This window comes from Pelotomaculum sp. PtaB.Bin117, from assembly GCF_002067195.1.
Classification (GTDB): domain Bacteria; phylum Bacillota; class Desulfotomaculia; order Desulfotomaculales; family Pelotomaculaceae; genus Pelotomaculum_D; species Pelotomaculum_D terephthalicicum.
Map to the genome: position 1 here is coordinate 1 of NZ_MVQM01000031.1, position 24092 is coordinate 24092.

The following is a 24092-nucleotide window of genomic DNA, read 5'->3' on the forward strand; positions in this document are numbered from 1 at the left end:
CAATATGATCGCATTAAAAAAACTATCCATCAGCGCCTCCATAAGTTTTATTCACAGTTAACGAGTAAGCCAAAAGAATCAATCCGCAACAGACGAATCTTTAATTCACACCTCTTTCCAGGTAACTCAAAATTTCCCTCATCAGATTCCCAATATTAGTGTTCGCCAACCGGTAGCAGACCATTTTGCCATCCTTCCGGTACTTGGCGATCCCCAGGTGGTGCAGCAGCCGGAGATGGTAAGAAGCGGTCGCCTTACTGCTGTTGAGCAGGGCTGCCACATCACAAACGCAAAGCTCGGCTTTGCTGAGAGCAAATATAACCTTTACCCGGGTGTCATCAGCCAACGCCTTAAAAGCAGCGGCAACACCATCAATCCGGTCCACCTGGGGCTTCAGCCGGTTTACGATCTCCTGATTAATGCAATTAACCAGGCATACCGGGACATCATGCGCCAGTTTATCTTCCAACGAATTTTGCAGCATTTTCCCTCACCTCATAATCAAATAGTAAAATGATCTTTTGACTATAATATTATATTATCACCCTTCAGCTCATCTTGTTTATATCGTAGAGCGGCTCATAAATCCTCCAGTCCGGTTATGGCAGGGCCGCCCCGCAAACAGGGCAGTCGGGGTCCTGCTTGACCCGAACCTCTGTAAATCTCATATCCAGGGCGTCATAAGCAAGCAAGCGGCCCACAAGTAAATCCCCCTTACCCAGCAGGTATTTCAAAACCTCAGTTGCCTGGATGACGCCGATTGCCCCCGCAAGAACCCCCAGCACGCCGGCCTCTGAGCAGGACGGCACTGAGCCGGGCGGCGGCTCACGCAACACACAGCGCAAACAGGGTCCTTTGCCGGGCACAATAGTAAAGATTTGGCCGCTAAAGCCGAGGACACCCCCATGCACGAAAACTTTCCCGGCCATGACACAGGCGTCGTTAACCATATAACGGGTTGGGAAATTATCCACCCCGTCAACTACTACATCATAATCACGGATAATTCCATCTATATTTTGAGCCGTCAGCTTCTCCCAATGGGAGACAACGTGGCAATCGGGATTCAGGGCAGCCAGTTTTTCTTTGGCCGAATCAACTTTAGGCCTGCCGATGTCTTTGGTGGTATGCAGGATTTGCCTTTGCAAATTACTTATGTCAACTACATCGCCATCGATTATACCTATTGTTCCGACCCCGGCGGCCGCCAGGTAAAACGCCGCCGGGGAGCCCAAGCCGCCCGCTCCGGCAATCAGCACTTTGCCGTCATTAATTTTTTTCTGACCTGTGCCGCCTACCTCGGGAAGGACAATTTGTCTGCTGTATCTAGTGATTTGCTCTTCTGTAAAGTCCAAGCATGCCATCCTTTTAAAACCCCTACTTCCGTAACTACTTTAGTTAAAATGCAGTACCTGCGACAGGCGTATCACCCCGCATGGCGAATTTCAAACCTGACACCTTCTCTAACCTTATAAGTTATTGGGATTGGCAGCCAACTTGCCCTGGCTGTTTTTATAGTCTTCAATGGCCTTGTGCAGGGCGTCCGCCGCGAGGTTGGAACAGTGCATCTTCTGCGGGGGAAGCCCGTCAAGCTCGTCAGCCACAGCTTGTTTAGTGATTTTCAGGGCTTCTTCGATGGTTTTTCCCTTAGCCATTTCCGTGACCATACTGCTTGTCGCGATAGCCGCCCCACAGCCAAAAGTCTTAAACTTGATATCAGTAATAATATTGTTTTCAACCTTAATGTCAATCTTCATAATGTCGCCGCAGACAGGATTGCCCACTTCTCCCGTGCCACAGGCGTCAGGGATTTCCCCAACATTCCTGGGATTGCTGAAGTGCTCCATAACCTTTTCGCTATACATGCGATCATCCCCTGTTTTTAAGTATTCAGGAATCAGGAGGTGGAATTCAGGATATCCCCGGACAATAAACCATTCCCTTATCTTATTCTGACTCTTGTCTCCTTATGCTTTATTTAACGCCTGATCGAGATCCTCCAACAAATCGTCGATAGCTTCCAGTCCGACAGAAAGGCGGATCAGGTCTTCAGTCACCCCGGTGGCGAGCCGCTCCTCCGCAGACAGCTGCTGGTGAGTGGTTGAAGCCGGATGAATCACTAAAGATTTGGCGTCTCCGATGTTGGCCAACAGCGAGAATATCTCCAGCGCATCAATAAAACTCCGGGCTTGCTCACTTCCTCCTTTTATCCCGAAGGTTAACAGAGCGCCAAAACCGTTGCGGTAGTACCGCCGGGCCAACGCGTGGGACGGGTGGCCGGGCAGGCCGGGATAATTCACCCAAGTCACCTTCGGATGCTGTTCCAGGAACTTTGCCACCTGCAAAGCATTCCGGCAGTGGCGCTCCATGCGCAGCGGCAGTGTTTCCACCCCCTGGAGCAGCAAAAAGGCGTTAAAAGGGCTCAGGCATGGGCCCAGGTCGCGCAGCAGCTGCACCCGGGCTTTGGCAATAAACGCGGCGGGGCCGAATTCTTCACGGTAAACCACACCATGATAAGTCGGGTCCGGTTCAGTGAACTGCGGAAAATTGCCGTTGGCCCACGCGAATTTTCCTCCGTCTACGATAATGCCCCCGATGGATGTGCCATGCCCCCCTATGAACTTGGTGGCGGAGTGAACCACGATATCCGCTCCGTGCTCCAGCGGGCGGCAGAGGTAAGGTGTCGGCACCGTATTGTCCACGATAAACGGGACTCCGGCCGCGTGAGCGATACCGGCCACCGCGTGAAAATCAATTACATCCAGTTTTGGGTTGCCGCTTGACTCGGCGAAAAGCGCCCTCGTCCTGGGAGTAATAGCCCGCCTAAAGTTATCCGGATCGGCAGGATCAACAAACTTGACGTCAATTCCCAGACGCCTCAGCGTGGCGTTGAACAAGTTGTAAGTACCGCCATACAAGCTGTTCGCGGAAACTATTTCGTCACCCGCTCCGGCCAGGTTGACGACAGCCAGCAGCTCAGCCGCCTGTCCCGAGGCGGTGGCCAGGGCGGCCAGCCCGTTTTCCAGGGCGGCCACCCGCTGCTCCAGCACGTCGGTAGTGGGATTCATCATCCGGGTATAGATATTCCCGCTTTCCTGCAAAGCAAACAAGCGCGCCGCGTGTTCCGCATCATCAAACACATATGAGGTTGTTTGGTAAATAGGCACGGCCCGCGCACCGGTGGCCGGGTCCGCCTGCTGCCCGGCGTGAACAGCCAGGGTTTCAAAACCTCTGCTCTTATTAGTCATGAAACAATCTCCTCTTTTGTCCGCATAATTTATAGCAGTTGCTCAAGAGTCAGACTCCCATGAAGCCTCGCTTCACCATCACATGGATGAAAATGGTAACGATTATTTTCAGGTCAGAATGAGAGGATGTCTTATCGTCTTGAAATACTCTGAATTCCGCCTACTGACTCCTGGCTCCTGACTTCTGAATAATTATCTGCCTTCTAGAGTTCTTCCTGGAACAACGGCGTGCTCAGGTACCTCTCCCCGGTGTCGGGCAGGATGGCCACGATTAACTTTCCGTTATTTTCCCCCCGCCGCGCCACCTCCAGAGCAGCATACACCGCCGCTCCGGAGGAAATGCCGGCCAGGATTCCCTCCTCCCGGGCCAGCCGGCGCCCGGTTTCAAAGGCGTCCTGGTTGCTTACCTGGATAATTTCATCGACCAGCGACAGTTCCAATACTTCTGGAATGAAGCCTGCTCCAAGTCCCTGAATCTTATGCGGCCCCGGTTTCCCCCCTGATAAAACAGGCGAATCGGCCGGTTCCACCGCCACTATTTTCAACCCGGGCTTCCGTGGCTTCAGCGCCTGAGCGATCCCGGTAATAGTACCGCCGGTACCCACACCGCCAATAACCATGTCCACCTTGCCGTCAGTATCTTTCCAGATCTCCTCAGCCGTGGCCAGCCGGTGAATCTCCGGGTTGGCCGGGTTTTCAAACTGCTGCGGGAAAAAGGAATTCGGGGTTTCCTGCGCCAGTTCCCCAGCCTTCCGCACCGCCCCGCTCATCCCCTGCAGGCCGGGCGTCAGCACCAGCTCGGCGCCATAAGCCTTCAGCAGGCTCCGCCGCTCAACGCTCATGGTATCGGGCATGGTCAGGATCAGCCGGTAACCGCGGACGGCCGCGACGAAAGCTAATCCAATGCCGGTATTACCGCTGGTGGGCTCGATAATCACCGAGCCGGGTTTCAACAACCCTTGTTCCTCCGCCCGGAGTATCATATTAAAGCCGATACGGTCCTTGACACTGCCGCCCGGGTTAAAAGACTCCAGTTTTACCACCAGATCGGCGATGAGGCCTTTCGATAGACGCTGGAGACGCAGCAAGGGCGTATTTCCGATTAGTTCTGTCAGGCTATTGGCTATCCCGGACATTAAAATTCCCCCTTTTCGTGATACGAACTAATAAGAATTGAGCAGTTTATTTTACTAACTAGATAAAAATAATAAATCCGATATAATTACTATCCTTTAACAAATTCTATTTCAGTAATAAGCGATTGTCAATAAGTCTATTGTAAATTCTATTGTGATTTTTATCCATATTAAATTGCATTAACCCGCCGCTTAAGCTAAGATAACAATTAGACATCCAATAACCGCTTAAGGCGGCGCCGGCGGAGGACCTAATATCCGCATTCAGGAGCGAACCGCGCCGCGCGAGGGAGGGAAAACCTTGAACCTGGCTGATAAAATCAACTCTGTTAATTCCTTAATTTCGAGTTTTGAGAGCGTGCTGGTAGCTTTATCCGGCGGCGTGGACAGCTCCGTACTGTTGAAGCTGGCGGTAGATTGCTTAGGCCCTGCCCGGGTACTGGCCGCAACCACCCATTCTGAGACTTCCACCCAGGAAGAAATAGAACTTGCGTCGCATATAGCCAGGATATGCGGGGCGACTCATGAAGTAATCCCTATTTCGGACCTGTCGATTCCTGAATTCGCGGCTAATCCCGCCAACCGGTGCTACTACTGCCAGGGCAATCGCTTCCGGCTGCTGCGTCAAACGGCGGACAGCAAAGGAATTAAAGAAGTATTAGACGGTTCCAATCAGTCCGACCAGGGCGACTACCGGCCGGGCCGGCAGGCGCTTATTGAACTGGGTATACGCAGTCCCCTGCGGGAATGCGGCTTTACCAAAGACGAAATCCGTCAATTGGCCAAATCCTTCGCCCTGCCGAACTGGAACCGGCCCGCCAATGCCTGCCTGTCCTCGCGCTTTCCCTACGGGACACCGATTACCGTGGCAGATCTGGCCCGGGTGGCCGCCGGAGAAAAGCTATTACATTCCCTCGGCCTGACTCAATGCCGGCTCCGCCATCACGCCCGGATTGCCCGGATTGAGGGGCCGCCTGAAGAGTTCTCCCTCCTGCTGGACGACGCCCGGCGCAGGTGGCTTGTAGCCGGCATCAAGGAACTGGGCTACACTTATGTCACCCTTGACCTCCAGGGCTACCGCACCGGCAGCCTCAATGAAGTTATTACAACCTAAACCAGCTGTTCCCTTGATTTTTCCATTACCATTCGGTATACTTCCTGAAGGGGCAGTCCCGCTCTTATTGCTATTTCTTTACAATCTTCGTACTCCGGCGCGATTTTCTTTGTGTCGCCTTTTGATGCGACTTTTACTCTTACCGTCCCTAATCCGGTATTAACATTTTTAATTTCCCTATTCATGCAATACCTTGTTACCACGCTTCTGCGGATGCCCAAGGTTGAGCTTTCCTTTAAAATAAGATCAGCGAGTTTTTGTTCGTTGTCTTTTCCCGCTAAGACGGTCATCATTACCGCCGGCCTGTTCTTTTTCATATGGACGGGAGTATAAAAGACATCAAGCGCCCCGTTTGCGAGCAGGCGATCCATCATATACCCGGTAATTTCCGGACTCAGATCATCCATATTGGTTTCCAGGACCACAATTTCCTCCATATTACCATTATTATCGCCATTATTTTCTAAAAGCGTTCCCAGCACAATCCTCATCGCGTTAAGCCTGCCCGTTTCTCTTTTGCCCATGCCATAACCGACTTTTTGGATAATCATCGCAGGCATGCTCCCAAAACCAGAGGCAAGGCATTTAATAATGCCAATGCCGGTAGGCGTGACAAGTTCCGTATTAATGTTTTCGGTAATGACCGGAATGGGAATCCTGCCGCCGGCAAGCATTTCCATGACAGCGGGCACCGGCACGGGAAGCATTCCATGCAGGCATTCGATAAACCCCTGTCCTTCATGCAGCGGGGATGAAAATACTTTTTGCGCGCCAAGCAAGTCCAGACATATTGACGTGCCGACAATGTCCACAATTGAATCGACGGCGCCCACTTCATGAAAATGAACTTCATCAATACTTTTGTTATGCACCTTTGCCTCAGCCCCAGCGATTTCCCGAAAAACTTTCCTGCTGAAACACTTCACCTGCTCGTTCAGCCCGCTTGAGTCGATCAGCATTTCTATATCCCGCAGATTACGCGAACTATGAGCATGGTCTTTACTTGCATTAATCTCGATATCCGTTCCGGCAATACCGTGCTTTACTTTTTTTTGAATCGTAATTTCATAACCGGTAAGATTCAGTTTATGCAACTCGCCTTTAAAAAGCTCAACATCAATTCCCAGATCAATCAGCGCTCCCAGAGTCATATCGCCACTTATCCCTGAAAAGCAATCAAAATAAAGCACTTTCATGTTAACACACCCTTCGCTTTCTGATCATGCCTGTGTATTTCGGCACTCCATTACGAAACTATTGACGCCGGGACCATAAATGCTTTTTCTTCACCACATATTGTATTACGCAATGGAATTTAGACAGCAGAGCCAATGACAGCGTCATGGCCTCCTTCGCCCAGGAAGTGGCCGGGTCATAGCGCCCGTTGGGTACGCAGACTGCATTGCCACTGCCGTCGATGTACCATATGACGATACTTTCAGAATTATCCCAAAGTCTGGCAAGCCGCGCACAGGGAAATAAGGGTGCAGAGCACCACCTTCATTGTAAAAGATAAAAGACCGACTACCACCAAAATAAAGATTCTTAAAGAAATTTTTTGAAGAAAAAGGGGCGTAAAAAGCACGGGGATTTGTCTCTCCTGTGCCTTTTCCTGCCGCTGTTTTGTCTTCTGCCGACGGCGGGGTGAAACCTGGTTATCCAAACAGATCGCTGTGGGTTCCGGTACGAGTCAGAGTCAGAATAAGAATGTCCTTTTCCAGCTTGTAGATCAAGAGCCAATCTGGTGTGACGTAGCATTCCCTGTGCTTTGACCAGACGCCGCTCAGGGCGTGATCCTTATGTTTCTCCGCCAGAGGCTCCCCGGCAGCCAGCGTTTGGATAACCGCCGTGAGCAGGCGAAGGTCATAACCTCTGCGCTGGATACTCTTAAGATCACGCATGAAACGGCTGGTTGGCTTTATCTCATACATCAGTCAAAAGCTCCTTCATCATTTGCGCGGCGTCGGTATAACCTTTGACCGAAGGGTCGCGGCCGATGCGCTCGGCCTCCTCCAGAGCGGCGATTGTCTCAGCGTTGGGCACCTCCAGAGCGACGTCAAACGGGATGCGCTGCTGACGAACCGCCTGACGCAGAAAAATATTGAAAGCCGTCGTCATGTTCATGCCGAGTTCGGAAAAGAGCTGTTCCGCTTGTTTTTTTAGCTCCACGTCCAGGCGAATGCTTATATTCGTTGTATCAGCCACAATTATCATCTCCTTTGCTTTAATATATTCAGTATAGTACAAAATATGTGCTATGTATATACTATGCACGAATGCAATTCAAGTTTTTATTGATAGCTCAGGCCCGTGCAGCGCCTTCATCACGAACCGGGTCAGCTCCAGGGCTTCACGCAGGCGGGTGGACAGGGTCAGGTTGTGGATTTTCTCCATCATCACCAGGTAGCCGTCCTCCAGGGGCGTGTCCTCCGGCAGGGGCAGCAGGCTGTTGAGAAAGTGGCCGGCAGCTTTCCGCTTCCGACCACTTTTGTCCGCATAGATATATATGCGATGGTTATTTAGTTAGGGTGATCAGCCAGCCATCCCCTTCTTCCGCGATACTGACAGACCATTTTTGATTTCCCGCCAATCTTGAGATATTTTCTTTGGCAGCGACTGTATTTACTAAAACTTTAATTGTTCCACCGCCTATTTTATCAATTTCGTTTTTTACCATTAATACGGGTTCAGGACAAGCCAGGCCCCTCGCATCCTTTATTTCCGCCATCATACGTCACCTCCCGCCGGGATGTTTTTCGTGTTTTAAGATTAAAATAAACATTCCAGAAAGCAATCGCTCCAACCACGATAAGACCTATGACAACTGCAACCTGTCCAGGCACGGGAACTCCCTTGGCGCTGGCAGCCAAGCCAAAATTATGGGCAAACGCGGCTCCCGCCAGCAGCCCGGCGATCGTTACCGCGGAGTCGGTATTGCCTTCCGACGCTGAAATTAGCTGACGAAGCGGGCAGCCGCCTAAAAGGACGGAGCCAAAACCGGCCAGCACCATGCCAAGAAAGTTCCAAACGCCGTCATTATGCGCTATCGGCTGGCCCGCCAGACCTAAATTAAAATTGCCCACAACTAAATTGCCGACCAGCGCGACAACAAAAATTGCTATAAAACCATAGAGCATGTAAAGTTCCTTGAACAGTATCAAATCCCTAATGCCGCCAATTAAACATAACCTGGTGCGCTGGGCCAGCACACCGGCAACAATCCCGGCGCCGAGCGATACAGCCAAGGGCGCGTGCATTGAGCCCGGTCCCTGCTGGCTGAAAAAGATAAACGCCGGCGCTGTCAGTAATAGGATAAGCAAGACTAAAATAATTGCCGGAAACATATAACCATTCGACTTATTCTGAATAACAGCCTGACCGAGCGTAAAACCTTTCCTTAAAAAAACTGCGCCCAAAGCCACCCCGGCAACCAGACCGAGTAATCCCACCAGGGCGTTTAGGTCGCCGGCCGACATTCTCAAAATCATTCTCAGCGGACATCCTAAAAAAACAAGCATGCCGAACATTACAAAGAAACCCAAGATAAACCTGGTAAACGTGCTTGAGCCGCCCCAAACACGAAAATCTCTTGTAACAACGGCAGTTGCGAAGGCCCCTATGACCAAGCCCAAAATTTCCGGCCGTATATACTGAACTGTATTAACCTGATGCAATCCGAGAGCGCCGGAGATATCGCGCAGAAAACAGGCTATACAAACACCCATGTTTTGGGGATTTCCCAATTTAACAAGCAGCACCGCCAGCACACCGACTATCGCTCCGGTAATAATTATCAAAGCTTTGTTATTCAATTGATGACAACTCCTTTCACTCCCCAATAATAAGGCCCCCTTAATCAACAGCCGTAAATAAAAATATACAAAGTCACTCCTTTCTTTATTAAGAGATTAATATATATATTTGGATATACTTATTTCAACCACACGACATGCAATACCTTTATTTTATTTATAAAAATTATTTATACTAATTTTTCTCATAATAAAAAATATAAATAATTAAAGATTATTTTTTGCCATATAAAAGCCAGGAGAACATTGAATGTTTCCTGGCTTTGGGACAATGTGGTATTCATCTAAGGCAGCGGCCAATAATTATCATTAGATTTAATGACTATAGATGTTCATGTCCATTGCAGGCGTGGTTACACCCTATCGAACTGGTAGCCAATTGGCCGCTCAGAAAATCGGAAGCCACTTTTTCCGCATCGCCGGAAGCGCCTGTGACAACCTCGAACCCCACTGACTGAAGCGCATTGAGCATAGGGGGTCCTATGCCGCCGGCAATAATCACCTTTACCCCTTCCCTGGTAAATAAGTCTGCCAAGCCGCCATGATTATGCTGGAGAGTACTGCTTGAAATTACTTGTTTTCCGTTAATTTTACCATCTTCAACGTTAAAAACAACAAATTCCTGACTGATGCCGAAGTGCTCGTTGAGCCTGCCGTGATTATAGGGCATCGCTATTTTCATTACGCCAAACCCCTTTTTCATTATATTTTTAAGGTTAATCTATTTTTTCCATACCTTCCCGCAAATACTGATGAGCCAGGTTAACATAAAGCTGCTTAACCCATGTCCAAAATTCCACGTCTCTGGGTTCAGTGTTTCTCACAATACGGGCCGGGTTGCCAGCCACAACAACTTTTTCGGGAATACGCTGTTTGTTCTTTACCACACATCCCTCGGCAACAATAGCCCAGGAACCTACTCTGGCATTGAGACTTAAAATAGAGCCCATACCGATTAACGCATAGTCTCCAATTTCATCCGCGTGAATTATCGCGCCGTGCCCCAAGGTGACACTTCTGCCAATACGGCAGGCACCGTCAGGCGGGGCATGAATAACCGTACCTTCCTCTACGGCAGTGCCCGGACCAATTTCAATAGTCCCGTAATCGCCCCTGATAACAGTACCGTGGCCTATATAGCAGTTTTCACCAATTCTAACGTCCCCAATGACCATAGCCAACTCACTCACGTAACTACCCGCGCCTATTATTGGTGTTCTGCCGGAAAAACGATACAATGACATTGTCTTCCTCCAAATAATAATGTGTCGCGCCCTCATTATTTACGGGAGAATCCTCACTTCATCGCCAACTTTTACTTTTCCGCCCTTGACTACACGCCCAAACCTGCCTTCCCTGCTGACTATATACGGCCTTCCGGCCTCTTTATATTCTTCTTTTCCGATATGCGAAATTTTAATTTCAGCCTGACCCAGCTTTAATGCAGTCCCTACAGTCATCTGTTCGGGGGGAACGCCCTTAATGGTGAAATTTTCAGTGTAACCCCCATTTAAAATCTCTTCAATTTTATCTTCCGGAACTTTATCTATGGCTTCTAGAGGCAATATACTTACCTGCCTGTCCCAATCGCCCCCGTGCGCGTCTCCTTCCAACCCCCAGCCTTCGATCACGTTAACTTCATTGACCCTTGTCTTTACAATGCCCTTTTCAGCGCCGACGTTAATAGAAAGAATTTTACCTACAGTATAGCGCCTCCTTTATAAAACATTATTGAACCAGCTTTTCAGGGATGAGGTTCTCAAAAAGATTGCTGTCATACTCTTCAATTTTACCTTGATCGCAGAGTTTTGAAAGGTGCGGGTCAATAGGCAAACCACCGATAAACGGAATCTTGAATTTTTCCGCTATTTCTTTGCCCCGGCTGGGGCCGAACAACTCAAATCGCTCGCCGCAATGAGGACAAACGGCGGAACTCATATTTTCCACCAGACCAAGAATGGGAATATTCATGTGTTGGGCCATCTTTATCGCCTTGCTCACAATCATGACGGCAAGGTCTTGCGGTGAAGATACAACGATCAGCCCGTTGAGAGGCAGGGATTGCATCACGGTCAAAGGCACGTCGCCTGTGCCGGGCGGCAGATCGACAAAGAGATAATCAAGATCACCCCAGGCCACATCAGTCCAAAACTGCTTGACTGTGCCGGAAATTACCGGCCCGCGCCAAATAACCGGGTCGTCTTCATTGCTGGTCAATAAGTTTAGCGACATTACTCTTATTCTATTATCGCTAATTGAAGGCAACAACGCGGAGCCGTTGCTTTTCACCCCGCTCTTTATCCCAAACATCTTCGGCAGGCTTGGGCCGGTGATGTCCGCGTCCAACACTCCCACTGAATAGCCTTTTTTTCTATATTCACAAGCAAGTATGGATGTTATCGAGGATTTCCCCACACCGCCTTTTCCGCTCACGACAGCGATAACATTCCTGATATGACTTAATTCGTTTTCAGGCAATTTCTGAATGCCGCTTTTGTCTGCATGGCCGCATCCGCCGTTTTTTTCAGTTTCATCATTATTTTGCCGCATTATTTAGAATCCTCCCGATATTAAAGTCTAACATAGCTGACATTTAAGAGGTAATTTGCCGCAGCGTTAAATTATTTTCATTTAATTTTCTCCCGCCGGGTGCTTTCTACTCTCTTTCTTGAATGGAGTCAACCATGGACTTAATTGTATTAAGGTCATCGGCACATAAACATTATAGTTTATACCCGAACAAATAATCAATAACTATCACCAGTTATCTTAAATATTTATTTATAAATTATTTATATAAAACGGATCAAATAACAGCATTCATGGTATTGATTACAGATATATCACCAAAACCATATCTCTTATAATATAAAAAATCTTTTAAAAGTCTTTCAATAATTAAACATCAGTTATTTACAAAAACCATTAGTACATATATAATAAACTTATAAATTATACTTATAAGGAGAGCAATAAAATGTCCGCCTGGGATGACGACAAACCAATGTTAAACATTGGCATAGTGGCTCAATTTCTTGAAGTCCACCCTGAAACACTACGCATATGGGAAAAAAATAATTTAATTCACCCGGCAAGAAAAAACAAGCAGAGATTATATTCGAATAATGACCTGAAACGGTTGAAGTTTATTCACAACCTGATTAATGTAAAAGGTCTGAATATCGCAGGCGTGCAGCAGGTTCTCGCCATGTATTCCTGCTGGAAAACAAAAAGTTGCCAGGACAGCCTAATCAGAAATAAAAGCGGGGCGGTAAACAAGTCCAAACCTTGCTGGAAGGAAGATGAATCATATTGCATAGTGATTGAGGATCAGGCTGACCTTTGCAGCAATTGTAAATATTACATGAATAGTAATGAAATTACTGACTAATCATTGGCTTGGAAATACAGGAATGAATGATAAAGAGGAATATTATTTCAGCAATGGGCACTTGCACCGGAAACAATAGTCATCCTGTATGTCGTTTAAACTGGCGCAGGCGTTGCAAAGATTGAAAACAAAATGACTTCAAAAAAAGCTCCCGCATCACTATGAAAGTGGTGCGGGATTGTCATTTATATCCATATCATTATTTTTGCAGTTTCGCAAAATGTTCTGCATAAAATATAGTAGTTTAATTTTGCCATGTTAAATTGAGGAGGGCGGCATGCAAAAAGAAGAGTTTTCAAAAATATGTCGTGAGCTGTCGTCCGGCGGCAGCCACGCCCTCTCCAGGGCAATCCTGCCCGCGGTGAAAGAACACCTGGCCTCCCACAATAAAAAGAAGCTGCCGGTGATCTGGCTTGAGACCAACGACAGCGGCGACAACAATATCGCTTTTATGAACACCGCCTACCCCTACCTGGACCGGGTTTTCACGGAAATGCTCGACCTGCTTTACAGCAACACCTTCATGGCCGCCCAGGGCAGGGACGCGCTCAGCATTCTGGAGCAAGTTTCTGAAACATACAAAGGGAAATTTACTTTGGTTGTTGAGGGAGCGATACCGAAAAAGGACAACGGCCGGTATAACATCATCGCCCGCACCGAAACCCGCTGCATTACCGCCCTTGAAGCGGTGACCCGGCTGGGCGGGCCGGCTGAATACGTTGTTGCCATCGGCACCTGCGCCGGCTTCGGCGGACCTACCGCAGCCAGGCCCAATCTGACCGGCAGTGTTGGCGTCCGTGACGTGCTGGACAGGGAAGTGATCAACGTCAGCGGCTGCCCGGTCAACCCCGATTGGTTCGTGGGAACCCTGGCCCACCTCTTGATGTACGGCAGGCCGGATCTTGACAAACTAGGCCGCCCCACCCTGTTTTACGGTTTTACGGTGCACAGGCACTGCCAGCGGCGCTCTTATTTCGACAATAAAGATTTCGCCAAAGAGCTTGGCGAAATCGAGTGCATGTTTTTACTCGGCTGCATGGGTCCCCGCACGGGCGCCGACTGTCCGTACAGGCAGTGGATAAATCATGTAAGCTGGCCGGTCAAGGCCAACACCCCCTGCATCGGCTGCACCAATGAGGACTTCCCGGACGGCTCCTCGCCGTTTTTCACGCCGATGGCTGAAAAGAGCAAAGGTCAAGAAGGCGGGAAGAACGCTTCGAACCAGGGGGGAGAGCAAGCATGAGCAAAGTACGGGTTATGTTCAGTCCCGTCACCCGCCTGAGCGGCCTTTTATCCGTGGATGTCATTCTTGAGCAGGGCCGGGTTGTCGAAGCAAACGCCGGCGGCACCATGTTCAGGGGCTACGAGTGGATTATGCGTGACCGGGCCGTCACTGACGCGGTGTATATGACCCAGCGGATTTGCGGCATATGTTCTACGGCTCACGGAGCGGCGGCAAGCTACCTGCTGGATGAGCTGTATGACCATGAGTTGTCTGAAAACGCCCAATACCTGCGTAATATAATATTTGCCGCCGATTTCTTGCAAAACCATATCCGGCATTTTTATTTCTTCAGCCTGCCTGACTTTGTGAAAATGCCGGAGCGCCCTCCCTTTCACGGGCAAAACCCCGCTGACATCCGCCTGAATCCTGAAGACAATCAGCGCCTGGCGGGGCATTACTTCGAAGCGGTCAAAGCAGCCCAGGAAAGTCACCAAATTCTGGCTTTATTCGGCGGCAAAGCGCCCCACCAGCACAGTTTTGTCCACGGCGGCGTCGCGGCAGCCCCCACAGCGGATAAAATCGAACAGGCGCTGGCCCTGCTCGGTAATATCAGTGAATTTGTGAAAAGCAGGATGGTTCCCGACACCGAGCTAATCGCGCGGGTTTACAGCGATTATTTTAGACTAGGAATAACTCCCCGGCAGTTTTTCTCTTTCGGCTTATTCAGATTCGGCGTTAAAAATGAAAAGTTTTTGTGGCGAAGCGGCGTATTGGCGGATGGCCGGCTTTACCCTCCACGGCTGGAACTGATCAGCGAAAACATAACCAGTTCATGGTTTGAGCAAACCGGCGCCGAAGATATAAAGCCGGATCCTCTTAAACCGGGCGCTTACACCTGGGTAAAATCAGTGCGGTACGCGGGGCGCTATTTTCAAGTAGGGCCGCTGGCGCGGATGATGATCAACGGATTTTACCAAGGCGGCGCCGCGACAATGGACAGAATCTACGCCCGCACCATGGAGACCCTTCTGCTGACGGAATTGGCGCGGGAGTGGCTGAAAAACCTGAAGCCCGGCCCTCCCCCCATCAGCCAGAAAAGCACCCCGGTAAAAAAGGCAGTGACAGCCGCTACGGACGCCATGCGGGGCGCGCTCCTTCATGCCGCGCTTATCGAAGATGAAAAAGTCGTCAAATACAACATTATTACCCCGACGGTTTGGAATTTCTCGCCCAAAGACGGGCTGGGCGGCCGCGGTCCGCTGGAAAGCGCGCTGGCGGGAACCGAAATACCAAGCCAGAACATGCTTTTTACCATTCTCGGCCGGACCATCCGTTCATTTGACCCCTGCATATCCTGCGCGACCCATCTCCTTGACTGCAAGGGCGGTGTAAAAGCCGAGGCAGTTTTTTAATCTAAACTATTCTATTTTGCTTTGCAGCCCTAATAAAATAATTAAAAGAATTAAGGTGGAGGGGATATTTTTGGTAAAACAAAATCATCCGTCGCATATGTTCCGGTGCGCCTACCCTGCTCCTTACCCTTCCGTGCGCGTGACGGCGCCCAACCGTCAGTATGCTGAACTTTTGCTGGAGGATTATGCCGGGGTTGTAAGTGAATTTACGGCCATAAACCAGTACCTGCACCACTACTTTACGCTTGCAGGGATAAATGAAGAAGTGGCTGAACTGGAGGAATGCATTTCCTTGGTGGAAATGCACCATATGGAACTGCTGGCGGAAACAATCAGGCTTTTAGGCGTGGACCCGCGCTACCGCGTAATCCGAAACAGCCAGGAAATATACTGGAATGCCGCTTATGTCTACTACGGCTTCAGCATATGCGACAAGCTGGCGGCCGATATCACGGCTGAATGGGCCGCCATTGCCGCCTACCGCGATCATCAGCAGAGGATTGGCGACCCGCACATTAAAGGGCTTTTGGAAAGAATCATCCAGGATGAATACCACCACATCCGTTTATTCAACGAAGCAATGCAGAAATACTGCAAGTAATCTACATAACCACCTTCTCGGGATGGCTGTAGATATTCATCCTTTCACCGCGCGCAAACCCCACTAAAGCAATACCGAACTCGCCGGCTAAATCAACCGCCAGGCTGGTGGGCGCGGCGCGCGACACAACTAAGGGGATACCGCTGTGGCCGGCTTTAATCAGGATCTCCGAAGACACACGCCCGCTCAGCAGCAAACATTTGTCGTCAGGCATTAAATTGTTTAATAATGCATGACCTAAAACCTTGTCCACGGCATTGTGGCGGCCGATGTCATCGAACATGGCCAGTAGCCCGTTATCATCACCCATAGCCGCGCTGTGCACACCGTGAGTCTTGCTGTGAGTAACGGATCCCTCTTCCAGCATGCCGATCAAACGTAATAGATGCGGGGCGGCAAACCGCTTGGAAGACTTTACCGGCTCCATCTGAGTAACATCGTTGACGAAATACAGGCAGGCCCGCCCCTTGCCGCAGCAGCTGGCAATCTGCCGCTTCAAAAATGTTTCCGTTTGCTTCACCGGTGCAGTAGTTTCCACCCACATCAAACCATCAGTTTCATTAAAGGTAATATCCTTTATATCAGAATATTTTTTAACTATTCCTTCGTTGATTAAAAAACCAATCGCCAATTCTTTAAACGCGCCTGATGAACAGATTAAAGTAGCTAATTCAGTATCATTCACATATACCGTCAGCGGTATCTCGTCGACAATTAAGTCATGAGCAGGCTTTGCTTTGCCTTGATCATAGGTGACTATTCCCCGTTCCTGATAGAGAGAAATTTGGGACACCCTGCGCTCCACTCCTTTCTAAACCCCTTGTCGTTTGATTATCTCAGACACAACCTTTCGGTTTGGGCAGGCCGGCCAGCTTGCAGGCCCCCTTGGCCGGACCGGCGGGGAAAAGCTGGTAGATACGCTTTAATGTGCAGCCGGTCTCTTTGCAAAGCTCGGATATCTTCGGGGCCACCTGGAATTGCTCATGATAATTACGCAGGTAGGCGATCACCCGCCAATGCTCATCGTTCAGCTCACCGATCCCTTCAGCGGCAGCTAAACCTCTGGCAATATCCTCACTCCAAGAGGCCGGGTCCAAAAGAAATCCATCCTCGTCTATTGCCACCGTTACACCGCTCAGCTCAATTTCAGGCATATCATTCACCTCCATCTTCGTTTAAAGGCGACATGGCACGCAGTCTTTCAACGATTGGCCCCATGGCATTCAGGAAATAATCCACATCTTCTTCTGTATTGTCCTTACCCAGGGTCAAGCGGAGAGAACCATGGGCGTCCTCGTGCGGAATGCCCATTGACAATAGCACATGTGAAGGTTCCAACGAACCTGAAGTACAGGCCGAACCGGTGGAAGCCGCGACACCTTTCATGTCCAGGCTCAACAGCATCGACTCGCCTTCGATATATTCAAATATGAAACTGGCATGGTTCGGCAGGCGAATGGCGGGATGCCCTGTTAATCTAACATGGCTGAACCGTTTTGTCACCTCTCTGATTAATTTATCACGCAAGATCAACAGCCGTTTATTTTCAACTTCCATATTTTCCATAAGCAGTTCCGCCGCCTTACCCAGACCCACAATACCCGGAACATTCTCAGTGCCCGCCCGGCGCAGGCGTTCCTGCGCGCCCCCGTGGAAAAGCGTTGGCCTCCATCGCGTTCCTTTGCGGACATAAAGAGCGCCGACACCTTTAGGACCGTATATTTTATGTCCTGAGACAGTCAACAAATCAACCCCCAGTTCATCCACATTCACCGGGATTTTTCCAAAACTTTGCACAGCATCAACATGGAAGATTATTCCGCGCGCTTTCGCTATTTTACCGATCCCGGCAACAGGCATGATCGTGCCCACTTCATTGTTGGCGTGCATGATGCTAATTAATATGGTGTTGTCTGTTATGGCATTTTCCACATCATCGACACTAACCATCCCGTATTGATCGACGGGAAGCACCGTGACGCTAAAACCCTGTTTCGCTAATGCCTTTACCGCGTTGAGCGCCGCGTGATGCTCCACCGCGCTGGTAATTACGTGGTTTCCCTTCCCGATATTGGTTAAGGCCGCTCCATGAATCGCCATATTATCCGATTCTGTGCCGCCGCTCGTAAAAATAATTTCGTCCGGTTTCGCGCCAATGGCCTTGGCCACCTTTTCGCGCGCTTCGTCCAGAGCCTTGCGGGCGATTTGTCCGAAATAGTGCAGGGTGGAAGGATTGCCGTAATTATCATTAATCAAGAAACGGTAAACCTCCTCTGCCACCAGAGGGTGGACAGGGGTAGTCGCACTATAGTCAAAATAAACTCTCCGCATCAATGAATCCTCCTTAACACGATCCTTATATCATAGCTAACTACTATACTTTAAAAATCATACTAGCACAACGCTGGGATATTGTCAATTAGATAAGGTGTTCTCTTAAATCATGGATTTGCAATTAATAATTGACAAAAAAAAATTATTATTATACTATCTGAATTAAGCATATAATTATTATAAACTTAATCTTCTTATCGAGAGAAGGGGAGGGCAGGACCCGAGGAACCTTCGGCAACCTTCAAGCCTTTGCGTTTGAGATGGTGCCAATTTCCGCCGGACGCACCGGGAAGATGAGAAGGAGAGGCTTTTAAAGACCCTCTGCTTCATAAAGAGGGTCTTTAATTTCGCAGAAGATTCAAGGAGGCTTTTATATATGGATGCGGGGAACGTTGGTTGGACAGTGCCGCGCAAGGTGCGGCTTGCGGATATAAACAATCCGCTTCCCCTTGATTGCGGTAAAAAAATTACTCCTGTCGAGGTGGAATACGAGACTTACGGCAAACTGAATGACACGCGCGATAATGCCATTCTTATCCTTCACGCACTCTCGGGTGATGCCCACGCGGCCGGCAGGAGCACAAAGGCGGATGAAATGAACCGCCCCTGGCTAAAGGATCGTCCCGGCTGGTGGGACCGGATGATCGGGCCGGGGAAAGCCTTCGATACCAACATATATTTTATTATATGTTCCAATATCCTGGGCAGCTGTTACGGCACAACGGGGCCGGCCGACACCAACCCGGACACCGGCCGGCCCTATGGTCTCGCATTTCCGGTTGTCACAGTGGGAGACTGGGTTAGACTCCAGGAGAGACTAATCAGCCATCTCGGCATTAAACGCCTGCGCGCTGTGGCAGGCGGTTCCCTGGGCGGACAGCAAGCCCTGGAGTGGGCACTGGCTTATCCCGATCGCGTTGAGTCAGCCATCGTCATTGCCTCGTCAACCCGTTTGAGCGCCCAGGGGCTGGCGTTTAACGCTGTGGCCAGACACGCCATTACCACTGATCCGAATTTTCGGAAAGGCAATTATTATAACGATGCAGCCCCTGACCGGGGACTGGCGGTCGCCCGGATGCTGGCCCATATTACCTACCTTTCAGAAATTTCCATGAGCAGGAAATTCGGGCGCAGATATCGCAACGGGGATGGACCGGGATTTCACCTCGGCACAGATTTCGAAGTCGAAGGGTACCTTCAACATCAGGGCAACAGTTTCGTAGACAGGTTTGACGCCAACAGCTATTTGTACATAACACGCGCGATGGACTACTATGACGCCTCAAGCTGGGGGGACGGAGACATTAATCAAGCCTGTCGCAGAATTGAGAGCAGGATGCTGCTGGTCTCATTTTCTTCCGACTGGCTCTACCCGCCGGAAGAAACGAAAGAGCTGGCGATAGCCCTGAGCCGGTGCGGGAAACATGTCAGCTACGCAAATATTCAGTCATCATATGGCCATGACGCCTTTTTACTGGAAGTGGAAAATTTATCCCGGCTCGTACGCGGTTTTTTGAAAGCGAGGGGTGCGCAATGACCCAGAAAAAGAGCAGCCGTTTCGACCATGACGTCATATATGATATTATTTCCGAAGGTTCTGCCGTGCTCGACCTTGGTTGCGGAGACGGCGAGCTTTTAATAAAGCTAATTAAAAACAAAAATGTGCGGGGTTTAGGGATCGAAAAAGATATCGACCAGGTAACAAAAAGCATAATTAAAGGAGTACCCGTCCTGCATATGGACCTTGACGAAGGACTGACCGGTTTACCTGACCGCTTTTTTGATTTTGTTATTCTGGAAAAAACTCTTCAGGCGGTGAAAAAACCGCTTTTCGTCCTTGACGAAATGCTGCGGGTGGGAGGCGCGGGCATCGTCAGCTTCCCTAATTTCGGATACCGGCAGGTCGTTGACTCTCTTGTTTCGACCGGCAGGATGCCGGTAACATCAACCCTGCCCTACCAATGGTACGACACCCCGAATATCCACCTGTTTACGGTAGACGACTTTCTTGATTGGGCACACAAAAATCAAGTCACTGTGGAGCAGGGCTTGTTCCGGGTGGATGATGCAATAATCCCTTTTACAGAAGCTGTCGCGTCGGAAGCCAGTGAGGTATTGTTTGTGGTAAAAAGATTATCCTCTTGAACTCCCGGTATATTATTGCATGCTTTTCAATAAGACTTCCCAATGAACAACTGTGTCACAACAACGCCATAACGTGTTTTGCAGACGCCAACCCCGATGCTGTCATGCAGGGTGTTAAGAACATTTGGCCGGTGATCGCCGCTGTCCATAATCATTTCATGCGCCCGCCGGGTAGTAGCGGCCTTGGCGATATTCTCCGCACCCATCGCCCTGGCCGTAACGCCGGCTTTCCGCAGCATATCCAGCGGGAGGCCGTAAACAGGCGACCTGTGATTGAAATAATTGTTTATAAACATATCTTCGCTTTTTTTACGAGCCAGGTCTACCAAGCGCTTATCCAAAAAAAACGCCGGCAAGCCTGCCTTTTCCCGTTCCTGATTAACCAAATCGAACAATAGCTTTTCATCGGCGGAAAGGTCTGACACATTGCTTCCCGTTGTGAAACAACCCCCTGTAACATATAGTGTTCCCCAAGAGGCATGCGGCAGAATAGATTAATTTAATTCAATGGATGCCGGCATTACTTCTGGTAATTATTTTTAAAACCTATATACTATAAAATATCAATGTATTCAGAAGAAGGTGACATTATGCCTGACATGGAAAAAATAAAAAAGAAAATCTCCACGGACCCTTTTGCCGGCATGCTTGGGGTCAGATTCGACGAAATGGGGGAAGGTTACGCAAAGCTGAGCATGCGCGTCCGTGACGATATGCTGAACTTCAACGGCTCTTTACACGGCGGCGTTATTTATTCTTTAGCCGACATCGCTTTCAGCGCCGCCAGCAATTCACACGGCACCGTCGCGGTTGCCTTGCACGCCGACATAACTTATTTAAAGGCCGTACCGCCCGGCAGCACACTGGTGGCAACCGGCGCGGAAAAAAACAAGACCAGGAGAACAGGTCTTTACAGTATCACTATTGATGACGCGGAGGGAAACCTAATTGCCGTGTTTGAAGGTGTTGTTTATCGGAAAGACCAGCCGCTGTTTTAACGGAAGGGGGAACTGACAGATATGCCGCCAGTCAGCGACAAGTCTCTCATCTACAGGCGCCCGGCGGAATTGCTGCAAAACCTGATCCGGTTTAATACAACCAACCCGCCCGGTGATGAGGCGGCGTGCATTACCTACATTAACAACCTGCTGACTGAAGCCGGGCTTGTTACAACTATTCTTGCCCGCGCCCCCGGCCGTCCCAACCTGATCACCCGCCTCGCGGGAAAGGGCGACGGCCCGCCGCTGCTGCTTTACGGACATGCGGATGTCGTTACCGCGGCAAACCAGACCTGGCGCCACCCGCCCTTTGCGGGAAAGATTGCGGACGGCTGCGTCTGGGGCCGGGGCGCGCTGGACATGAAAGGCGGTCTGGCCATGATGCTGGCCGCTTGCCTGCGTGCCCGGGCTGAAAATCTGGCCTTGCCCGGCGACGTTGTGCTGGCCGTTTTAAGCGATGAGGAGAGCGGCGGCGATTACGGCGCCAAGTACCTGGTGAACGACCACGCGGACATTTTCAAAGGCATCCGCTACGCCATCGGGGAACTCGGCGGTTATACGCTGTATCTCGGCGGAAAAAAATTTTATATGATCATGGTCGCGGAAAAAAAACTGTGCTGGATGAAGGTTACCGTGCGAGGACCAGGCGGTCACGGCTCTATCCCCCTGCGCGGCGGCGCCATGGCTAAGCTTGCCCAATTGCTGCGACAGCTTGAGCGGCAGCGCCTGCCGGCGCATATCACACCGGTGGTGCGCCGGATGATTGAAACAATGCGCACCGTTTTGCCTGATTCGACCAGCTCGGCCCTGCGCCGGCTGCTCAACCCGGCCTTGACGGACCACACACTTGATCAGCTGGAGCAAAGCTGGCAGTTTCTTGACCCGCTGCTGCATAACACTGTCAATGCCACGATTGTGCACGGAGGCAGCAAGATTAACGTGATTCCAAGCGAAATCACCCTTGAACTGGACGGCCGCCTCCTGCCCGGCTGCACGCCGTCGGACATGATCAATGAACTCCGCGAGATTACCGGCGGCCAGTTCGCATTTGAGATAATTCAGCACGGCGCGGACCCCGGCGGCCCGGACATGGGTTTGTTTGACACCCTGGCTGAAATCCTGCGCGCGGCAGATCCGGACGGTTTTCCCGTGCCGCTGTTGCTGAGCGGCTGCACGGACGGACACTTTTTCGCGCAGCTGGGCATCCAAACCTATGGCTTCATGCCGATGAACCTGCCCCCGGAAATAGAAGTCTCCAAGCTGATCCACGCCGCCGACGAGCGGATCCCGGTTGAAGCGCTTACTTTTGGCACAGAGGCGATTTATCAAGCCCTGCAGCGTTTCGCGACCCCAAATTAGCTGTCTGCCCCGGAATACAAAAAAGGGGCGATATATTTTTACCGTCCCTCTCGTTTTTGCCTGGCTTGCGACAAGCACATACTCATGCGACCGTTTTTCTGTCAATTGTTACGAAAGCTCGCCATTATTCCTTACCGGCCGGGTGTCTTCCAGAATCTCGTATAATTCCGCCGCCATTTTTGCCGGCACATTTTCCCGGACCGATACTATTCTTAGTTTAAGGTTCCTGTTTCCAAAACCAATCGTGATGGTGTCGCCCTGTTTCACTTCCGCTCCGGCTTTGGCCGTGCGGCCGTTAACCGCAACCTGGCCGCGGTCGCAAACCTCTTTAGCCAGGGTGCGCCGTTTGATCACCCGGGAAACTTTAAGGAACTTGTCAAGGCGCAAGCATATATACCACCTTTAACTTATACATCAGGTGCCAGGCTAACACAAAATTTAGCATTTTCAGATAAATCATAATACTGTCTTGAAAATCAGGACTTTTCAGGTCCGATAATTGATTTTCACAAACAATTACTTGCCCACAGCGTCGCGCAGAGCTTTCCCGGCCTTGAAAACAGGCACGCGGGCAGCGTCGATGTTAATTTCCTCACCGGTCTGCGGGTTTCTTCCCTTGCGGGCAGCTCTGTCCCTAATTTCAAAAGTACCGAAACCCACCAGTTGGACCTTATCGCCCTTTGACAGCGCCTCTTCGATCGCGCCAAGCACCGCACCCACGGCTTTTTCCGAATCTTTTTTGGTTAATTCCGTCTTTTCGGCAACGTTTGAAATCAACTCGGCCTTATTCATTTGAACCCTCCTAATATAAAATAGAGATATTAATTTATAATTTATTCGCTAAAATCCTCGTAGTTCCTTCCGCAAAGAAAATGTTTCCTAGGTTTTTTATTAGTTTTTTTACTTTTTTTCCTGATTTTTTGCCTCCTCCCACCAAGCGTCCAGTTCGGAAAGAGAACACTTTGACAGTATTTTCCCGGTATACCGCGCTTTTTTTTCAATATAGCAAAACCTTTTGACAAACTTTTCAGAGGTTGACGTCAAAGCCGTTTCCGGTTCCACATCCAGCAACCTGGCTAGGTTGACCACTGAAAAGAGCAGATCGCCCATTTCTTTTTCAACTTGTTTTTTATCCCCGGCTGAAAGGGCATTTTTAAGCTCGTCCAGCTCTTCATGGTATTTTTCCATGGCGCCCCGGTAATCCGGCCAGTCAAAACCCACGCCGGCGGCTTTCTTCTGCAGCTTCACCGCCCGCATTAACGCCGGCAAGGCCGCTGAAACACCGTCAAGCAGGCTCGCAGGCTTATTTCTTCCCTT

31 protein-coding genes and 1 riboswitch are annotated in these 24092 nt (G+C 50.0%); of the genes, 10 read left to right on the forward strand and 21 right to left on the reverse strand.

The features are described 5' to 3' along the window. Positions 1 to 100: 100 nt before the first annotated feature. The 5 genes from A4E54_RS01005 to cysK all read right to left on the reverse strand — a co-directional run bounded on the left by A4E54_RS01005 (position 101) and on the right by cysK (position 4384). Positions 101 to 484: an ArsR/SmtB family transcription factor gene (locus A4E54_RS01005; RefSeq protein ID WP_240082053.1), complete on the reverse strand. Its 384-nt coding sequence runs from the start codon at positions 482 to 484 to the stop codon at positions 101 to 103. Between the two features lie 115 nt (positions 485 to 599). After that, positions 600 to 1364 carry a HesA/MoeB/ThiF family protein gene (locus A4E54_RS01010; protein ID WP_286723819.1) on the reverse strand — a complete coding sequence of 255 codons (765 nt, stop codon included), beginning with the start codon at positions 1362 to 1364 and terminating at the stop codon, positions 600 to 602. 105 nt (positions 1365 to 1469) lie between these two features. After that, positions 1470 to 1865, reverse strand: coding sequence for a Fe-S cluster assembly scaffold protein NifU (nifU, locus tag A4E54_RS01015; protein WP_240082055.1), 396 nt, complete (start codon positions 1863 to 1865; stop codon positions 1470 to 1472). Positions 1866 to 1967: 102 nt separating this feature from the next. After that, the gene (locus tag A4E54_RS01020; protein WP_286723822.1) at positions 1968 to 3248 is read right to left on the reverse strand and encodes a homocysteine synthase; all 1281 of its coding nucleotides are present in this window, start codon (positions 3246 to 3248) and stop codon (positions 1968 to 1970) included. 203 nt (positions 3249 to 3451) lie between these two features. After that, positions 3452 to 4384: a cysteine synthase A gene (gene cysK / locus A4E54_RS01025; protein WP_240082057.1), complete on the reverse strand. Its 933-nt coding sequence runs from the start codon at positions 4382 to 4384 to the stop codon at positions 3452 to 3454. A 301-nt stretch (positions 4385 to 4685) separates the two neighbouring features. Here cysK and larE point away from each other — a divergent pair, with 301 nt between their 5' ends. Continuing rightward, positions 4686 to 5498 carry an ATP-dependent sacrificial sulfur transferase LarE gene (gene larE / locus A4E54_RS01030; RefSeq protein WP_286723824.1) on the forward strand — a complete coding sequence of 271 codons (813 nt, stop codon included), beginning with the start codon at positions 4686 to 4688 and terminating at the stop codon, positions 5496 to 5498. Here larE and larC read toward each other — a convergent pair. The 3 genes from larC to A4E54_RS01045 all read right to left on the reverse strand — a co-directional run bounded on the left by larC (position 5495) and on the right by A4E54_RS01045 (position 7706). Beyond that, on the reverse strand, positions 5495 to 6694 hold the full coding sequence (larC, locus tag A4E54_RS01035) for a nickel pincer cofactor biosynthesis protein LarC (protein WP_240082059.1): 1200 nt from the start codon (positions 6692 to 6694) through the stop codon (positions 5495 to 5497). The genes larE and larC overlap by 4 nt on opposite strands. A gap of 459 nt (positions 6695 to 7153) precedes the next feature. Continuing rightward, a complete protein-coding gene (locus A4E54_RS01040; RefSeq protein ID WP_240082061.1) occupies positions 7154 to 7429 on the reverse strand; it encodes a type II toxin-antitoxin system YafQ family toxin in 276 nt (91 codons plus the stop codon). After that, a complete protein-coding gene (locus A4E54_RS01045; RefSeq protein ID WP_240082164.1) occupies positions 7422 to 7706 on the reverse strand; it encodes a type II toxin-antitoxin system RelB/DinJ family antitoxin in 285 nt (94 codons plus the stop codon). The genes A4E54_RS01040 and A4E54_RS01045 overlap by 8 nt, the downstream gene beginning before the upstream one ends. A gap of 171 nt (positions 7707 to 7877) precedes the next feature. Here A4E54_RS01045 and A4E54_RS01050 point away from each other — a divergent pair, with 171 nt between their 5' ends. Further along, the gene (locus A4E54_RS01050; RefSeq protein WP_240082062.1) at positions 7878 to 8021 is read left to right on the forward strand and encodes a hypothetical protein; all 144 of its coding nucleotides are present in this window, start codon (positions 7878 to 7880) and stop codon (positions 8019 to 8021) included. Here A4E54_RS01050 and A4E54_RS01055 read toward each other — a convergent pair. The 6 genes from A4E54_RS01055 to A4E54_RS01080 all read right to left on the reverse strand — a co-directional run bounded on the left by A4E54_RS01055 (position 8014) and on the right by A4E54_RS01080 (position 11860). After that, the gene (locus A4E54_RS01055) at positions 8014 to 8229 is read right to left on the reverse strand and encodes a sulfurtransferase TusA family protein (protein WP_312038048.1); all 216 of its coding nucleotides are present in this window, start codon (positions 8227 to 8229) and stop codon (positions 8014 to 8016) included. The two genes, A4E54_RS01050 and A4E54_RS01055, sit on opposite strands and share 8 nt — an antisense overlap. Beyond that, complete coding sequence (yedE, locus tag A4E54_RS01060) at positions 8186 to 9310, reverse strand: YedE family putative selenium transporter (RefSeq protein ID WP_240082063.1); 1125 nt, start codon at positions 9308 to 9310, stop codon at positions 8186 to 8188. The genes A4E54_RS01055 and yedE overlap by 44 nt, the downstream gene beginning before the upstream one ends. A gap of 322 nt (positions 9311 to 9632) precedes the next feature. Then, positions 9633 to 9992 carry a NifB/NifX family molybdenum-iron cluster-binding protein gene (locus A4E54_RS01065; protein ID WP_286723829.1) on the reverse strand — a complete coding sequence of 120 codons (360 nt, stop codon included), beginning with the start codon at positions 9990 to 9992 and terminating at the stop codon, positions 9633 to 9635. A 34-nt stretch (positions 9993 to 10026) separates the two neighbouring features. Further along, on the reverse strand, positions 10027 to 10554 hold the full coding sequence (locus A4E54_RS01070) for a gamma carbonic anhydrase family protein (protein WP_240082065.1): 528 nt from the start codon (positions 10552 to 10554) through the stop codon (positions 10027 to 10029). Between the two features lie 39 nt (positions 10555 to 10593). Further along, positions 10594 to 10941, reverse strand: a complete 348-nt coding sequence (locus tag A4E54_RS01075; RefSeq protein WP_240082066.1) for an MOSC domain-containing protein — start codon at positions 10939 to 10941, stop codon at positions 10594 to 10596. Positions 10942 to 11038: 97 nt separating this feature from the next. After that, a complete protein-coding gene (locus A4E54_RS01080; protein ID WP_240082067.1) occupies positions 11039 to 11860 on the reverse strand; it encodes an Mrp/NBP35 family ATP-binding protein in 822 nt (273 codons plus the stop codon). A 427-nt stretch (positions 11861 to 12287) separates the two neighbouring features. On the opposite strand from A4E54_RS01080, the gene A4E54_RS01085 reads away from it, so the two are divergent. The 4 genes from A4E54_RS01085 (at position 12288) to A4E54_RS01100 (ending at position 15939) form a co-directional block, all read left to right on the forward strand. After that, positions 12288 to 12701: a MerR family transcriptional regulator gene (locus A4E54_RS01085; protein WP_240082068.1), complete on the forward strand. Its 414-nt coding sequence runs from the start codon at positions 12288 to 12290 to the stop codon at positions 12699 to 12701. Positions 12702 to 12978: 277 nt separating this feature from the next. Beyond that, entirely contained in the window at positions 12979 to 13944 is a 966-nt protein-coding gene (locus tag A4E54_RS01090) for a hydrogenase small subunit (RefSeq protein ID WP_240082069.1), read from the forward strand. After that, entirely contained in the window at positions 13941 to 15338 is a 1398-nt protein-coding gene (locus tag A4E54_RS01095; RefSeq protein WP_286723834.1) for a nickel-dependent hydrogenase large subunit, read from the forward strand. The genes A4E54_RS01090 and A4E54_RS01095 overlap by 4 nt, the downstream gene beginning before the upstream one ends. Positions 15339 to 15408: 70 nt before the next feature. Continuing rightward, on the forward strand, positions 15409 to 15939 hold the full coding sequence (locus tag A4E54_RS01100; protein WP_240082071.1) for a ferritin-like domain-containing protein: 531 nt from the start codon (positions 15409 to 15411) through the stop codon (positions 15937 to 15939). Position 15940: 1 nt separating this feature from the next. Here the strand turns inward: A4E54_RS01100 and fdhD are convergent, their stop codons facing one another. Genes fdhD through nifS form a run of 3 tightly spaced genes read right to left on the reverse strand, consistent with a single transcriptional unit; the run spans position 15941 to position 18270 of the window. Then, a complete protein-coding gene (fdhD, locus tag A4E54_RS01105) occupies positions 15941 to 16732 on the reverse strand; it encodes a formate dehydrogenase accessory sulfurtransferase FdhD (protein WP_240082072.1) in 792 nt (263 codons plus the stop codon). A gap of 43 nt (positions 16733 to 16775) precedes the next feature. Continuing rightward, on the reverse strand, positions 16776 to 17093 hold the full coding sequence (locus A4E54_RS01110; RefSeq protein WP_240082073.1) for a TusE/DsrC/DsvC family sulfur relay protein: 318 nt from the start codon (positions 17091 to 17093) through the stop codon (positions 16776 to 16778). A 1-nt stretch (position 17094) separates the two neighbouring features. Beyond that, positions 17095 to 18270: a cysteine desulfurase NifS gene (gene nifS / locus A4E54_RS01115; RefSeq protein ID WP_240082074.1), complete on the reverse strand. Its 1176-nt coding sequence runs from the start codon at positions 18268 to 18270 to the stop codon at positions 17095 to 17097. Between the two features lie 194 nt (positions 18271 to 18464). Next, positions 18465 to 18573, forward strand: a riboswitch (SAM riboswitch). Between the two features lie 76 nt (positions 18574 to 18649). Between nifS and metX the strand changes: the two genes are divergently transcribed. Both metX and metW read left to right on the forward strand, forming a co-directional pair. Beyond that, positions 18650 to 19810: a homoserine O-acetyltransferase MetX gene (gene metX / locus A4E54_RS01120; protein ID WP_286723840.1), complete on the forward strand. Its 1161-nt coding sequence runs from the start codon at positions 18650 to 18652 to the stop codon at positions 19808 to 19810. Further along, positions 19807 to 20418 (forward strand): methionine biosynthesis protein MetW, encoded by a 612-nt coding sequence (metW, locus tag A4E54_RS01125; protein WP_286723842.1) that lies wholly within the window; start codon positions 19807 to 19809, stop codon positions 20416 to 20418. Before metX ends, metW begins: the two co-directional genes overlap by 4 nt. Before the next feature lie 26 nt (positions 20419 to 20444). Here the strand turns inward: metW and A4E54_RS01130 are convergent, their stop codons facing one another. Further along, positions 20445 to 20843: a CAP domain-containing protein gene (locus A4E54_RS01130; RefSeq protein WP_286723844.1), complete on the reverse strand. Its 399-nt coding sequence runs from the start codon at positions 20841 to 20843 to the stop codon at positions 20445 to 20447. 165 nt (positions 20844 to 21008) lie between these two features. Between A4E54_RS01130 and A4E54_RS01135 the strand changes: the two genes are divergently transcribed. Together A4E54_RS01135 and A4E54_RS01140 are read left to right on the forward strand one after the other, a co-directional pair. Next, positions 21009 to 21416, forward strand: a complete 408-nt coding sequence (locus A4E54_RS01135) for a PaaI family thioesterase (RefSeq protein ID WP_286723846.1) — start codon at positions 21009 to 21011, stop codon at positions 21414 to 21416. 21 nt (positions 21417 to 21437) lie between these two features. Next, positions 21438 to 22775, forward strand: coding sequence for a M20/M25/M40 family metallo-hydrolase (locus A4E54_RS01140; protein WP_286723848.1), 1338 nt, complete (start codon positions 21438 to 21440; stop codon positions 22773 to 22775). 108 nt (positions 22776 to 22883) lie between these two features. Here the strand turns inward: A4E54_RS01140 and A4E54_RS01145 are convergent, their stop codons facing one another. The 3 genes from A4E54_RS01145 to A4E54_RS01155 all read right to left on the reverse strand — a co-directional run. Then, on the reverse strand, positions 22884 to 23162 hold the full coding sequence (locus A4E54_RS01145; protein ID WP_240082080.1) for an RNA-binding S4 domain-containing protein: 279 nt from the start codon (positions 23160 to 23162) through the stop codon (positions 22884 to 22886). Between the two features lie 129 nt (positions 23163 to 23291). Continuing rightward, positions 23292 to 23567 carry a non-specific DNA-binding protein Hbs gene (gene hbs, locus A4E54_RS01150; RefSeq protein WP_286723853.1) on the reverse strand — a complete coding sequence of 92 codons (276 nt, stop codon included), beginning with the start codon at positions 23565 to 23567 and terminating at the stop codon, positions 23292 to 23294. A 108-nt stretch (positions 23568 to 23675) separates the two neighbouring features. After that, positions 23676 to 24092, reverse strand: a 417-nt coding sequence (locus A4E54_RS01155) for a MazG nucleotide pyrophosphohydrolase domain-containing protein (RefSeq protein WP_286723856.1), incomplete at its 5' end; no start/stop codon positions are given.